A 13,165-nucleotide genomic window follows, 5' to 3' on the forward strand; every position below is an offset into this window, starting at 1 on the left:
TAAGTATTTCAAAGAGTAGATCGCGACACAGCACCTGATCATTTTTGATCAATTGCGTAAGTATAATCGAACAGTTGCCCGACTTGGCGACGTAAGCCTGCAAGTGGATAAAGTTTTGGGGTTAATTGATGGGTTGCATAGTGATCGGCTGCCGCAATAACGCGACGCGCTTCTGCCTGAGACAGCTTTCCTTGCTTGAATCCAGCGATCACACTCTCAATTCCTTGATGATATTCTGAACTATTACGAAAGTTAAATTCTGGCTGTTCTGCTTGAGGGGCAGGTTGTGGAGCGATCGCGATCATTGGTAATGAAATCGGTGCTTGCAGTGATAAAACATACACGCTATCTGCGGGCAATTGCACGACTCGAATGTTCTTTGGAGAACTCATCCCACTGAGAATCCCGATCGCACCGCCAATCATGCCTCCTTGATCAAACATTTCTGCTTTGCGGCTACTGCGAGCGGTCGCACCCAAAACTGAGCCAAATAAATTGCCCATCATGCCGCTATTTTCGCGTGCCCGTTCTGCTCCGCTGACTTGTTCGATCGTGGTTCCTGGAATGATCGCGGTTGTCGCTTGAATTGGCACAATCTGACCCCGCACAACAATCGACTCTGCGACAATTCGCGCTCCACCATTTTCGGGCTTCAGCTTCACCGAAACGGGCGTATTGGCTGGCACGACTTCATTCCCTTGCAAATCCATCAACGGCTGCGCGAGCGGAACGGTAAGCGGAAAGTCCTGCTTTTGTCCAACATCCACATTGACTGCTCCTGGCAGCTTAATAATTACCCCGGCAGTTTGAGGAATCAATGCGCCTTGTTGGGATCTCGTGACTGAAGTTGTGCTAGAGAGAACGACTTCAGCCGATGCAGGCAGTGCGATTGGAGTGGCGATCGCGATAGACAAAGCCAAGTTCAAAAGGGTACGAGCGTTCATGGAAATCTTCCTGTCTGGACTACACTGTACTGTTAGGGAAGACGATCGAGCGTTATGCAGCACGACTCCACCGCTCGATTTTGGATGACTTGCCTGGATTACCAAGAATCTTGCAGCGACAAATTCATGACCTCCTGTACGACTTTGAGAAATTGACGTAAAACAATCGATGAATCCTCTTGTCGCCACACGATCGCGATCTGTCGGTTCAGCGTTGCATTCTGGATCGCTCGATATACGACACCTTCTCGCTGGAGCGTTTGTACATGATTGGGCAGGATAGACACGCCAACCCCTGATGCGATGAGGCTGAGCAGAGTGACGACACCTGTTACACTTACGGTCGGATTAATTTTCGGTTCAAATCCTGCCTCGCGGCAAAGCGTGATGATTTTTTCATAAAAAGGCAGCACATCCAGGGAAGGTAAGAGGATCGATTCATTTGCGATCGCCGTCAATGGAACGGTCGGCTGATTTGCCAGCACATGATGAATGGGTAGCGCCACGACAAAATATTCCTCCAGAATCGGCTGAATGCTCAATGCGGGATCGGTCTCTTCAAAACTCGAAAAACGCTGAAAGATGACATCCAATTGATGCTGCTTCAGCATCTGAACTTCTTGCTGGATCGTGATCTCATGCAGTTCTAGTTCTACATTGGGAAACCGTTGGGTGAAGGCTTGCACAATTTCAGGCAAAGTTGTATTAGCAATGGCATTATTCATTCCAATGCTTAATCGTCCAATCTTTCCTTGGCTCGCTTGTCGGGCAGTAGACATTGCTTGCTCTAGATGCCTCAATGCTTGCTGCACTTCAGAACGAAAGACTTGACCTGCTTCGGTTAACTCGATGGGACGCTTGCTGCGATCGAATAACTTCACTGGATTCGGTTGATTGCGGCTGAGAAATGCTTCTAGCGCCTGAATCCGCTTGCTCAGTGGTGGTTGCTTAATGCCGATGCGCTTTGCCGCTTCGGTGAAGTTGTTGTGGTTCTGTACAACTTCCATGAAGTAGCAAATCTGTCGAAGCTCAATCTCGCTGAGTTCTTGAAACTGCATTGTCAACTATATCCTAAAAGATATTTTGTCATTCAATTTTCATCCTGTAGGATATGGCAATCCTAAAATACAAGCAACACCTAAACTCAATGGGTTAGTCGAGGCAATTATGCTAAAAGTATTTGCAGACCGAGGGGGGACGTTTACCGATTTAGTTGCAGTGACCGATGATCAAGGAATCGTCGATCGCCTCTCAATGATTGCGGGTCGCTTCCAGGTCACTCCCCTTGCCGATCGCTCCTGGATCATTATTTATAAGCTACTTTCAGAGCAGCCCGAACAGTATCAAGATGCCGTGATTCAAGGCATTCGAGACATCCTGGGACTATCGAGCGATCGCGCGATTCCGCCGGGAACAGTTGAAGTCGTAAAAATGGGCACGACAGTTGCGACGAACGCCCTACTAGAGCGCAAAGGAGAGCGAACTTTACTGCTGACGACTCAAGGCTTTCGGGATGCGCTCGCGATCGGCTATCAAAATCGACCGAATATTTTTGCGCGTCAGATCGTTTTACCTGAGCGAGTCTATGAACGAGTGATTGAGGTTCAAGAACGCTACACGGCACAAGGAGAAGAACTGGTCTCCATCACCTCTGAGGAAGAACTGCGATTGACCACTCTTCTTCAACAGGCTTACCAAGATGGAATTCGGGCAGTTGCGATCGCACTACTGCATAGTTACCGCTACCCAAAACACGAACAACAGATTGCAGGTCTCGCCCGTAAAGTAGGCTTCCAGCAGATTTCTATTTCTCATGAAGTCAGTCCATTGATGAAGCTGATTCGTCGAGGCGATACAACTGTCGTCGATGCCTACCTTTCTCCGATTCTACGGCGCTATGTCGAGCAAGTGGGCACGGCATTGCCTCGCTCGACAACCAAGCTAGAGTTTATGAAATCAGATGGTGGACTGACTGAAGCAGCGCGATTTCAAGGGAAAGATAGTATTCTCTCAGGCCCTGCGGGGGGCATTGTCGGGGCTGTGAAAACCAGTACCACAGCAGGGTTTGACAAAATTATTGGTTTTGATATGGGCGGCACTTCCACCGATGTGTCTCACTACAATGGCGAGTACGAGCGAACCTTAGAAACTGAAGTCGCAGGAGTTAGACTGTGTGCGCCGATGATGTCGATTCACACGGTCGCAGCCGGAGGGGGATCAATCCTGCGGTTTGATGGGTCGCGCTATCGAGTTGGACCTGAATCGGCGGGTGCTAATCCGGGTCCTGCGTGCTATCGCAAGGGTGGACCGCTAACCGTGACCGATTGCAATGTTCGTCTAGGAAAAGTTCAGCCTGAGTTCTTTCCGCAGGTGTTTGGAGTGGAAGGAAATCTGCCGCTCGATCGCACGATCGTTGAACAAAAATTTGCAGCGCTCAGTGCAGAAATTCGGACGGCTACCGGGGACAATCGCACCGATGAACAGGTCGCGGCTGGCTTTCTGGCAATTGCGATCGACAAAATGGCAAATGCGATTAAAAAAATCTCCGTTCAACGCGGCTATGACGTGACCCAGTACACGCTCTGTTGCTTTGGGGGAGCAGGTGGACAACATGCCTGCTTGATTGCAGAAGCATTGGGCATGACCAAGATTTTTATTCATCCGTTTGCAGGCGTTTTATCCGCTTACGGGATTGGGTTAGCTGATGTGCGAACGTTGAAAGATCGAGCGATCGAAGCGAATCTGGACGAAACGAAGATGCCTGAACTAGAACAAGCTTTAGCCGCACTCGACTTAGATAGTCGAGCAGAAATTATTGCTCAGGGCGTGAGTGCCGATCAGATTCAAACGGTCTTCAAAGCAAGGCTGCGCTATCAAGGGACGGATTCTGCATTGAGCGTTGATTTCGATCAAGTCGAAGCAATGCGATCGCAATTTGAGGCAATTTACGAGCAGCGCTATGGCTTTTCAATGCCCGAAAAAAGCTTGATTGTAGAGGCAGTTTCTGTCGAAGCCATCGCCCACGCAAACCCAATCGCAGAACCGTTGCTCTCCGATCAGAGAATCACGCCACTCATCGCAATTGCAACCGTTCCGATCTACACCAAAGAGGCTCGGCATCAAACTCCGGTCTATCGTCGTCAAGATCTCAGACCGGGCGATCGCATTACAGGAGCCGCCCTGATTCTCGAACCCACGGGAACAAATGTCGTTGAACCCGGATGGTGTGCGGAACTGACGCAGCAGAACTATCTGATTTTGAGCAAGGTAGAAGAGACTCAAGGTGCTGCTCTCTCATTGCCTGCTGCGATGCCTGATCCCGTGATGCTGGAGATTTTTAACAATCTGGTTCGTGCGATCGCAGAAGAAATGGGCATCACCCTGCAAAATACAAGCTATTCCGTCAACATCAAAGAGCGGCTCGACTTCTCTTGTGCCATCTTTGATCACTCTGGGCAACTGGTCGCCAATGCACCGCATATTCCCGTGCATTTAGGATCGATGAGTGAAAGTGTGAGTAGTTTAATTCAGGCAAGAGGCACAACTCTAAAGCCTGGAGATGCTTATGCTTCCAATAATCCCTACAATGGCGGGACTCATTTACCTGATATCACAGTCATCACTCCGGTATTTGTAGCAGATTGCTCTACGCCAATGTTTTATGTCGCTTCACGCGGACATCATGCGGATATTGGCGGTATCACACCCGGTTCGATGCCCCCGCATAGTCAATCGATCGACCAAGAAGGCATCCTCCTCGATAATCTACAAATCGTAGATCAGGGACACTTTCTAGAAGCAGAACTACTAGAAGTGTTCACGAATCATCCCTATCCGGTTCGTAATTCGGTTCAGAACTTAGCCGATCTACAAGCTCAAATTGCAGCGAATGAGCGAGGAGTACAAGAACTTCGTCGCATTGTTCACGCCTATGGGCTTGAAACGGTACAGAACTATATGCAGTACATTCAAGACAATGCAGAAGAATCGGTTCGGCGAGTGATTAAGGGTCTCAAGCCAGGTCGCTTTGAGTATCGAATGGATGATGACAGTCGGATTTGTGTTGATTTAACGATCAATTCTGCGACCCGCTCTGCTCGGATTGATTTCACCGGGACATCCGAGCAGCGATCGACCAATCTGAATGCTCCATTGGCGATTTGCAAGGCGGTGGTTCTCTATGTCTTCCGTAGCTTAGTCGAGGATGATATCCCGCTGAATGCAGGCTGCCTCAAGCCACTCGAAATGATTGTTCCTGAAGGGTGTTTCCTCAATCCACGTCCGCCTGCTGCTGTGGTTGCTGGCAATGTCGAGACCTCACAAGCGATCGCGAATGCTCTCTATGGTGCGTTGGGTATTCTGGCGGCTTCTCAAGGCACGATGAACAACTTCACCTTTGGCAATCAACAGCATCAGTACTATGAAACCATCTGTGGCGGTTCTGGCGCGGGGGCAACGTTCGATGGCACTGATGCGGTACAAACCCACATGACCAACTCTCGCCTGACTGATCCAGAAGTTCTAGAGTGGCGATTTCCTGTACTGGTTGAGGAATTTTCGATTCGATCGAACAGTGGCGGCAGGGGGCAACATCACGGTGGCAATGGGGTGGTTCGGCGCATTCAGTTTCGGGAACCCATGACGGCGGCAATTCTATCCGGGCATCGAATTGTTCCCCCGTTTGGACTGATGGGGGGGCAACCTGGCAAGACGGGATGCAATTCAGTGGTACGACAAGACGGCACGATCGAACCACTCTCTAGCAAAGCAGAAGTTTTAGTCAAGCCGGGTGATGTATTTGTGATTGAAACACCAGGTGGCGGTGGATTTGGAGATCCAGAACGGTGCTCACTTTGACATTTGCTTACCTCCGATCTGAGACAGCGCATCAGTTCTCTGTGCTGCGAAAGATAAGGTTATCACTGCTAAGAAGTTAGGAGTGATGTATGAGGAAAACGATAGTTCATTACCCACTCAGATACCATGATCATCTTCGCTATCATTGGTCGCCTCGTAATGTTTTGTATGTTTGGGAGTGCTGGTATTCTCTTCATCTGGTGCTCGTTGCAGATGCTCTGGCGGGGCGCTCGAAGCAAAAAATGGCCTGAAATTCAGGCAGAAGCAACAGATTTTCTTGTGCGCTCTCTTAGCGACGGGACTTGGGACTATTATTGCTACACTATTTTCTACGGATATACTGTTGGTGGTGATATATATCTAGCTAGAGGCGATGACTCTTGTCACTTTAGCAGCTATGCCGATGCTGAAGCAGCAGCGATGAAGGAGTCTTCGCTCATAAAGTCTCTCACAGTATTCTATTATCCAAAGAAGCCAAAGATCTATGTCCTGCAACGCGGGATAGATACATCTGTGTTTTGCTCCAGTGTGTACGGTGTGCTCTGCTTAGTGCTTGCTTCATCTGTGTTGCCATGGTTAATCGGGTTATTTGTGATTGGAATGCCACCAGCGATAAGTTGCCCGACACCAGATTTCTCAGAGCGTCGATGGATTCCCAGTGAATGTCCGAATATTTAGCGCTTTTGAATGGTCTCGCCCCTAAGTATCTAGCTAAGGAGTTTTTTGATGCTCAATCCTACGATTCCAACTGAATTTCGCCACCTTTGCCGGGTGGGTCAACTGGATCGCCCGACACCTGGACTTGCGCCTGGTTATGTACAAGCGAATCTAGTCGTATTGCCTTACGATTTGGCGTTTGAATTTCTTCTATTTTGCTTGAGAAATCCCAAACCTTGTCCGATTCTAGATGTGACTGACGTGGGTGATCCAGAGCCGAAACTGATTGCGCTTGGTGCAGATATTAGAACTGATTTACCGCGTTATTGCATCTTTCGCCACGGTCAGTTAATTGAGGAAACCACAGACATTTGCGAGTTTTGGAGAGATGACCTGGTTGCGTTTTTGATTGGGTGTTCCTTCTCATTCGAGACTGCAATGCTGAATGCAGGACTATCCGTTCGGCACATTGAGGAAAGTAAGAATGTGCCGATGTACAAAACCTCGATCGATTGTTTAGCAAATCGTACGTTCTCCAGTCCTCTCGTTGTGTCCATGCGTCCGCTCACTCCACAGGATGCGATTCGAGCAGTAGAAGTCACGAGTCGCTTTGCCAAGGCTCATGGCTCACCGATTCACATTGGCAATCCAGAGCAACTTGGAATCACCGATTTATCTTGTCCTGACTATGGAGATGCAGTGACCATCCGAGAGGGTGAAGTTCCGGTATTTTGGGCTTGTGGAGTTACGACTCAGACTGCCATTGCAAGAGCTAAACCTGAATTTGCCATCACTCACGCACCGGGGCATATGTTTATCAGCGATTGGAGAGATGAAATGCTGGCAAGTTAGGCGATCGTACAGGACTGCGCTTCAACTAGATCTCGCACAATATTTTGTCATTCATTTCTCGTCCTGTAGAGTATGAGCGGTTCTCAAAACAAAGGCATAAGCTCTCTAGCTTCAGAACGATAGTTTTTTGTTCAATCTTGTAAAGACGAGAGGTTCAATCATGAAATTTGGAATCAAGGCTGCTTTAGCTCCGTTTGCGCTGCTTACATTAGCACTATTGACTTGTTTGCCTGTCATGAGTGCAAAATCAACTCAAACACCAACCTCAGAGCAGTTCACGACTCAAGTGAATGAACTCAAGTCTAGACGGAAGCGTCCTCTGAGAAAGCGCCGAGTTAGAAAGCAGCAGGTTCCAGCGAGGCAAGCTGATCGGTATGATACTGCTGCGATCGCTGGATCAGGTGCGGTTCATGGCTGCGGTTACTTCAACGACCCGACAGAGTGCGCCAAGCTGGAACAAAGTCGCTCGATTCTCTGGAGTGGATGCCAACAGGGTAATAAGAATGCCTGCTCCTACCTTGTGAAGCTTCAGGAGCTTGAAAACGCCGCGAGACTGACGCGTCAGATTAGATCCTTCTAAGTTCCCAAAGCTTTGCCCAGAGCTATGTTAGTGAAACCGCTCAAGAAATCTTTAGATAGGGTTGCAGATAATGAGACAACTGAATCAGAACCTTCGATCGCATCTCAGCGGTCAAGTTTTAGGCAGCATAAGTTTAGCGATCGCGATCAGTTTGGGTGCGTGTACTCAGGGGCAAACCCAAACATCGAATTCACCGACAATATCGCCTACTCCTCTGTCTTCCCCTACAGTGCAAGCACAGGTATCAAAGCCTTCAACGACGACAGATTCATCTTTTTCAGCAATGAGCGCCCAGGAGCTTTTTGATAGGGGACAAGAAAAAGCTAGGAGGCGAGATTATCAAGGCGCGATCGAGGATTGGACGGAAGCAATTAAGCTCAAACCGAATTTTCCTGAAGCTTACTACAATCGAGGACTTGCCCGCTCTATGGTAGGGGATAAACAGGGCGAAATCCAAGACTATGACCAAGCGATTAAACTCAAGCCAGATTATGCCAAGGCTTACTACAATCGAGGACTTGCCCGCTACGAATCGGGAGACAAACAGAGTGCCATCCAGGACTATAATCAAGCGATTCGCGTCAAGCCAGATTATGCCCTTGCCTACAACAATCGAGGATTTGTTCGCTCTGAGTTAGGAGATAAACAAGGCGCAATCCAGGACTATGACCAAGCAATTAGACTTCAGCCGAATTTTGCTCGCGCCTACAACAATCGAGGCTCTGTCCGCTATGAGTTAGGGGATAAACAAGGCGCAATCCAGGACTATGACCAAGCCTCTAAGATCTTGCTCGATGATGCTGGTATGTACTTCGATCGAGGCAGTACACGCGCTAGATTGGGCGACAAACAAGGCGCGATCGCAGATCTGCAAAAAGCCGCAGATTTATTTCAAAGGCAAGGGAATACGGGAGATTACCAAAAAGTAATCAAATTACTTGAGAAACTGAAGTGATCCACGAGACGATATTGATGAAAACTCCTTATCAGACAGTTTGGACTCCGCCAGCACAGATGAGGGATCATAACGGCGTGCTGCTCCATCCTGATACGTTTTTCTTTGCATCGCCACCTCCAGAGATTGGAGCAGTGATTAGCGCATCAGGGGTAGGCATTACAGAGGAACTCAATCGATCGAGGAGAACACCAATTTTGCAAACTTTACTGGAGTTTGTACTGACTATGTTCTCTTCTTGGATATTATTGCTGAGCAGTATTTTCTATCTCTTCCTCTTTGCTATCCTCAGCCTAGTTGTTATCGCGTTTGGATTCTTAGTTGGGATACTACTCAACTCTTTTGGTATAGGGTCAATTTGGGCTTGGCTCGGAGGAGGGTTGGCAACAGTACTGTTTGCGTGGATGTATATCACCATGTTTCGCCCTCCTAGATCTGAATGCTCTTTTGTCGGTGCACTAGGAATTGCTCATTACTGGCAAACTCGTAAAGGGATCAAGGGCGAGGTCTTGCGCTTTTCAGAAACAACGGGACTGCGTAAGCGTATGACGCGCATCTATAGAAATGGACTCTATCACAGGACTTCATTTGAATATTCCTGGAACAATCAACCCTTCTTGTCGGATCAGCCCACAATGAAACAGCGTTTCTCTATTAGCGGAGCGGCTCCAGATATATTAGTCAATGATGCCTACCTTTTTGCTCAAGCTGCGGAACGAGTTTGGACAGCAATTCGGCTACAACGGGCACAAAGTGAGTTTGCTCAGGTGGGTGTTGCTCGGTTTTCAACCGCGAAGGACATTGATTTAGAAGTGGGTTCGGGATTTATCAATGTTGTTTTTCGGAATCGGGAGCCAGGACGGATTGAAGCACAGGAGCTTGAATTAACCACTGGAAACGGGGATCTTGCAATTCGGCGCAAGACAGATGGACAGTCGTCTGGACGATTTAACCCGCTTGCTTTTGTGAACGTTGTTTTTCGAGCAGATGAAATCGAGGATTTGGACGTATTTCTTCGGTTAGTCAATACGATCGTTCTCCAAAAATCTTAATTACGGGGGATTGAATGGCACGAGGCATCGTTCAAGAAGGACTCACAATCCAGAGTCAAATTTTAGGCAAACCGATTCACTATACGATCTATCTTCCTAACGACTACGAAACTTCCGTTCGGTCTTATCCAGTCGTTTACTTACTGCACGGTAGTCGATCTGATGATACGTCTTGGATTAGCTATGGGGAAACCCATTTAACCGCAGATGAACTGATTGCCAATAGAACCATTCCTCCAATGATTCTAGTGATGCCCGACGGAGGAAACAGCCGTTACATCAATAACTACGATCGCTCTTTGTGCTATGAAGATTTTTTCTTTCAAGAGTTTATGCCTGCGATCGAATCGAAATACCGGATCAAGTCTGAGAAATGGTTCCGAGGCATTCTAGGACTGTCGATGGGCGGATACGGTGCGCTCGTCTATGCGTTGAAATATCCAGAGATATTTTCAACCTGCGTTTCATTCAGCCCCTCGATTTACACGGATGAAATGATCGTCAGTATGACTGATGTAGAGTGGGCATCGAATCGAGCTTCAGCGCATGGACAGGGATTAACGGGTATCGATCGCTTGACGGATCACTACAGATCCTACGATCCGTTCCGGATTGCCGAAGCCGCTGACCCTGAGCGCTTTAAAGTGCTTAAGCTCTATTTAGACTGTGGGGATCAAGATTTTCGCAATCAAGGGGTTGCCCTGTTCCACATTCGGTTGCGACAATTAAACATTGCCCATCAATATCGCGTGCGATCGGGCAGCCATACCTGGTCATACTGGCGTGCTGGATTCGCGCCTGCATTACAATTCATCGCGATTACGTTTCGGCGATCGTGAATGGAATTTCAATTTATGCCTTTTCTCCCTCGTCTTCAGCATCAGGTTTGGTTACTTGCCTTTGGTCGCTTACTCTCTCAAGTTGGAACTGGATTCACCCTCTTCTACGCTCCGATTTTCTTTGTCAATCAGGTGGGACTCTCTGCTACAGCCGTTGGAGTCGGAATCGGCAGCGCCTCTATCTCAGGCGTTGTTGGACGGGTATTGGGGGGCACGTTTGCAGATTCTAAGTTTTGGGGACGCAGACGGACGTTGTTGATGTCGGCGATGATTTCAGCGATCGCGTCTTTCACCTTTGCGACGGCTTATGATTTCCCAGTCTTTGTGCTTGGCAATCTGTTGATGGGGTTGGGAACTGGACTTTACTGGCCTGCGACAGAAGCGACGGTTGCAGACCTGACCACACCCGAACAACGCAATGAAGCCTATTCGATTACTCGGCTCGCCGATACGTTAGGACTGGGAATTGGAGTAGTGTTAGGCGGATTGTTAATCAGTACGACAGGAGCCTATCGGGCACTATTTGTAGTAGATGGAATTTCGTTTCTCATTTTCTTAATTGTGATTTATTTCATGATTCAAGAAACGCAGCGATTGATTTATTCTCATTCTCAATGGAGCGGGTGGAAAGTTGCCTTGAGCGATCGCCGATTATTGACTTTCGCGATCGTCAATACGATGTTTACAACTTACATCGTGCAAATTGATAGTACGTTACCGTTGTATCTCACGAATTTCGTCAAAATCAATGGTGATAAAGGATTTGAACCCTCCACGATTAGCATTTTGTACACTGCATATCTCGCGTTATCAGTGCTGATTCAGTTGCCGATGACTCGATTTTTGAATTCGTTCCGGCGTACCAGAGTGCTGATAATGTCTGCGGGATGTTGGGCGATCGCATTTACTCTCGTGTGGGTCACAGGTGCTTTCCATTTTGCGTGGGCAGTTGCCGTATTTGGCGTATTGGCGGTTGCGTTGGTCACGTATTTGCCGTCAGCGTCAGCGTTTGTTGTGGATTTAGCACCCGAATCGTTGCGTGGGGTTTATTTAGGCATTAATTCGCAGTGCTGGGCATTGGGATATTTTATTGGACCGCCCTTAGGCGGTTGGGCATTGGATCAATCTAGGGCGATCGCGTCTGGATATTGGCTGTTTTTAGTTGCAACCGTTGCGATCGCGGTTCTGATTTTACGAGTCTTGGATAAAATGGTCAGTCAGACCCCTTCTCATCGCCTGTAATGTTCAAAAGCCGCTTGTTACTCAGTTTTGTTGCGCTCAGTGTGAGTTTCTGTCTTAGTTTATTGATCACGCGAGACTTTTCAAGATCCTTGATCACTGGGGCACTCACCCTGTTTGCTAGCTTAGTTGGTGCAGCCGTGGCAGAAGGACAACATCGGCAGGCGCTCAACCAGCGATCGCAAGAATTAACTGGGCACATTCGGGCACTACAACGCAAACGCTCTGAAGCTTACGAAGCGTTGGTGATGATGACCCAAGAGCGCGATCAGATTTCTAACAGTCTGAATGCGCTGCAAACTCAACTCCGTAATCTACAGATTCAAAGCTCGAATCTCTGGCAGCAGAAAGAAGAATTAAGCTGGAATATTACTTCTCCCCAAGCTTCTCCTGCGAATCAAATCTATGTGCTGCAAACGAAACTGCAAGAATTAGAGCAAAAAGAAGCCGAATTAAATAAATCATTGTCCGCAACGTTATCTGCAAAACAACGGGCTGAATTGGGATTGAAAACAACGCAAGCTCAGGTCAATCAATTCCAAGCTCAATTGGCTGAACAACAGAGCCAAAAAGCGGAATTAACCAAAGAAGTCAATGCTTTATTTGCACAACGACAACAGTTAGAGATACAAGTGGCAACGCTTCAGCCCAAAGTCAAAGAACTGGAAAAATATCGTTCAGACCTCACTCAATTTCTCGAATCGGCTGAACCCAAGCGCCAGCAAGTTGAGGGCAGTTCTAAGTCTCTACAAGGTGCGATCGAGAATCTGCAATCTCAAATTTCGTCACTGCAATCTGAACTCGGTCAGCTCGAGCATCAAATCCTCGATCGTCGTCAGCAAAAAGAACTGCTCGATCTCGAACTTTCCACTATGCGGCGCGAACTCGAACCGGATGCTGATTCTCAACCGACTTCTGAATGGGTTGATTTCATCAATCAGCTACCCCAATCTGAGCTTGAAGCCTTAAGCGCGATCGTCACTCAACCCAATCCCAACGCAATCTTGAAGCAGATTGCCGAAATGAATTTGACTATGCCAGAATTGCTGATTGATTCTCTAAATGAACGTGCGATCGAAACTGTTGGCGATCTGATTATCGAAACAACTGCGAATGCTCCAACCGTTGCCCCTGAATACTTAGACATCATCAAGAATTTACTTCAACAGGTTTAGGATGCAACACTGACG

General features: G+C 47.9%; 11 protein-coding genes. 9 read left to right on the forward strand and 2 right to left on the reverse strand.

Annotation, left to right across the window (positions count from 1 at the left end; all coding sequences use genetic code 11):
- Positions 1-38: 38 nt before the first annotated feature.
- Together LEPBO_RS38350 and LEPBO_RS0125965 are read right to left on the reverse strand one after the other, a co-directional pair.
- Positions 39-944, reverse strand: coding sequence for a hypothetical protein (locus tag LEPBO_RS38350; protein WP_017290515.1), 906 nt, complete (start codon positions 942-944; stop codon positions 39-41).
- A gap of 98 nt (positions 945-1,042) precedes the next feature.
- Positions 1,043-2,002 (reverse strand): LysR family transcriptional regulator, encoded by a 960-nt coding sequence (locus tag LEPBO_RS0125965; protein WP_017290516.1) that lies wholly within the window; start codon positions 2,000-2,002, stop codon positions 1,043-1,045.
- A 25-nt stretch (positions 2,003-2,027) separates the two neighbouring features.
- Between LEPBO_RS0125965 and LEPBO_RS0125970 the strand changes: the two genes are divergently transcribed.
- The 9 genes from LEPBO_RS0125970 to LEPBO_RS0126010 all read left to right on the forward strand — a co-directional run bounded on the left by LEPBO_RS0125970 (position 2,028) and on the right by LEPBO_RS0126010 (position 13,150).
- On the forward strand, positions 2,028-5,801 hold the full coding sequence (locus tag LEPBO_RS0125970) for a hydantoinase B/oxoprolinase family protein (RefSeq protein WP_317135194.1): 3,774 nt from the start codon (positions 2,028-2,030) through the stop codon (positions 5,799-5,801).
- Between the two features lie 126 nt (positions 5,802-5,927).
- Positions 5,928-6,479 carry a DUF3592 domain-containing protein gene (locus LEPBO_RS0125975; RefSeq protein ID WP_017290518.1) on the forward strand — a complete coding sequence of 184 codons (552 nt, stop codon included), beginning with the start codon at positions 5,928-5,930 and terminating at the stop codon, positions 6,477-6,479.
- A gap of 48 nt (positions 6,480-6,527) precedes the next feature.
- Positions 6,528-7,310, forward strand: a complete 783-nt coding sequence (locus tag LEPBO_RS0125980; RefSeq protein WP_017290519.1) for a putative hydro-lyase — start codon at positions 6,528-6,530, stop codon at positions 7,308-7,310.
- 160 nt (positions 7,311-7,470) lie between these two features.
- Positions 7,471-7,890 (forward strand): hypothetical protein, encoded by a 420-nt coding sequence (locus LEPBO_RS0125985; protein ID WP_017290520.1) that lies wholly within the window; start codon positions 7,471-7,473, stop codon positions 7,888-7,890.
- 70 nt (positions 7,891-7,960) lie between these two features.
- Positions 7,961-8,845 carry a tetratricopeptide repeat protein gene (locus tag LEPBO_RS38355; RefSeq protein WP_017290521.1) on the forward strand — a complete coding sequence of 295 codons (885 nt, stop codon included), beginning with the start codon at positions 7,961-7,963 and terminating at the stop codon, positions 8,843-8,845.
- Between the two features lie 17 nt (positions 8,846-8,862).
- Positions 8,863-9,897: a hypothetical protein gene (locus LEPBO_RS0125995; RefSeq protein ID WP_017290522.1), complete on the forward strand. Its 1,035-nt coding sequence runs from the start codon at positions 8,863-8,865 to the stop codon at positions 9,895-9,897.
- A gap of 14 nt (positions 9,898-9,911) precedes the next feature.
- Positions 9,912-10,736, forward strand: coding sequence for an alpha/beta hydrolase (locus LEPBO_RS38360; RefSeq protein WP_017290523.1), 825 nt, complete (start codon positions 9,912-9,914; stop codon positions 10,734-10,736).
- A 15-nt stretch (positions 10,737-10,751) separates the two neighbouring features.
- Positions 10,752-11,978: an MFS transporter gene (locus LEPBO_RS0126005; RefSeq protein WP_225885673.1), complete on the forward strand. Its 1,227-nt coding sequence runs from the start codon at positions 10,752-10,754 to the stop codon at positions 11,976-11,978.
- Positions 11,978-13,150 carry a tellurite resistance TerB C-terminal domain-containing protein gene (locus LEPBO_RS0126010; RefSeq protein WP_017290525.1) on the forward strand — a complete coding sequence of 391 codons (1,173 nt, stop codon included), beginning with the start codon at positions 11,978-11,980 and terminating at the stop codon, positions 13,148-13,150. The genes LEPBO_RS0126005 and LEPBO_RS0126010 overlap by 1 nt, the downstream gene beginning before the upstream one ends.
- Positions 13,151-13,165: the final 15 nt, after the last annotated feature.

The sequence above is a fragment of the Leptolyngbya boryana PCC 6306 genome (genome assembly GCF_000353285.1).
Classification (GTDB): domain Bacteria; phylum Cyanobacteriota; class Cyanobacteriia; order Leptolyngbyales; family Leptolyngbyaceae; genus Leptolyngbya; species Leptolyngbya boryana.

Coding starts and splice junctions, on each gene's coding strand:
- LEPBO_RS0125980 (WP_017290519.1), top strand. CDS start 6,528: ATGCTCAATCCTACGATTCCAACTGAATTTCGCCACCTTTGCCGGGTG.
- LEPBO_RS0125965 (WP_017290516.1), bottom strand. CDS start 2,002: ATGCAGTTTCAAGAACTCAGCGAGATTGAGCTTCGACAGATTTGCTAC.
- LEPBO_RS38360 (WP_017290523.1), top strand. CDS start 9,912: ATGGCACGAGGCATCGTTCAAGAAGGACTCACAATCCAGAGTCAAATT.
- LEPBO_RS38355 (WP_017290521.1), top strand. CDS start 7,961: ATGAGACAACTGAATCAGAACCTTCGATCGCATCTCAGCGGTCAAGTT.
- LEPBO_RS0125975 (WP_017290518.1), top strand. CDS start 5,928: ATGATCATCTTCGCTATCATTGGTCGCCTCGTAATGTTTTGTATGTTT.
- LEPBO_RS38350 (WP_017290515.1), bottom strand. CDS start 944: ATGAACGCTCGTACCCTTTTGAACTTGGCTTTGTCTATCGCGATCGCC.
- LEPBO_RS0126010 (WP_017290525.1), top strand. CDS start 11,978: ATGTTCAAAAGCCGCTTGTTACTCAGTTTTGTTGCGCTCAGTGTGAGT.
- LEPBO_RS0126005 (WP_225885673.1), top strand. CDS start 10,752: ATGCCTTTTCTCCCTCGTCTTCAGCATCAGGTTTGGTTACTTGCCTTT.
- LEPBO_RS0125995 (WP_017290522.1), top strand. CDS start 8,863: ATGAAAACTCCTTATCAGACAGTTTGGACTCCGCCAGCACAGATGAGG.
- LEPBO_RS0125985 (WP_017290520.1), top strand. CDS start 7,471: ATGAAATTTGGAATCAAGGCTGCTTTAGCTCCGTTTGCGCTGCTTACA.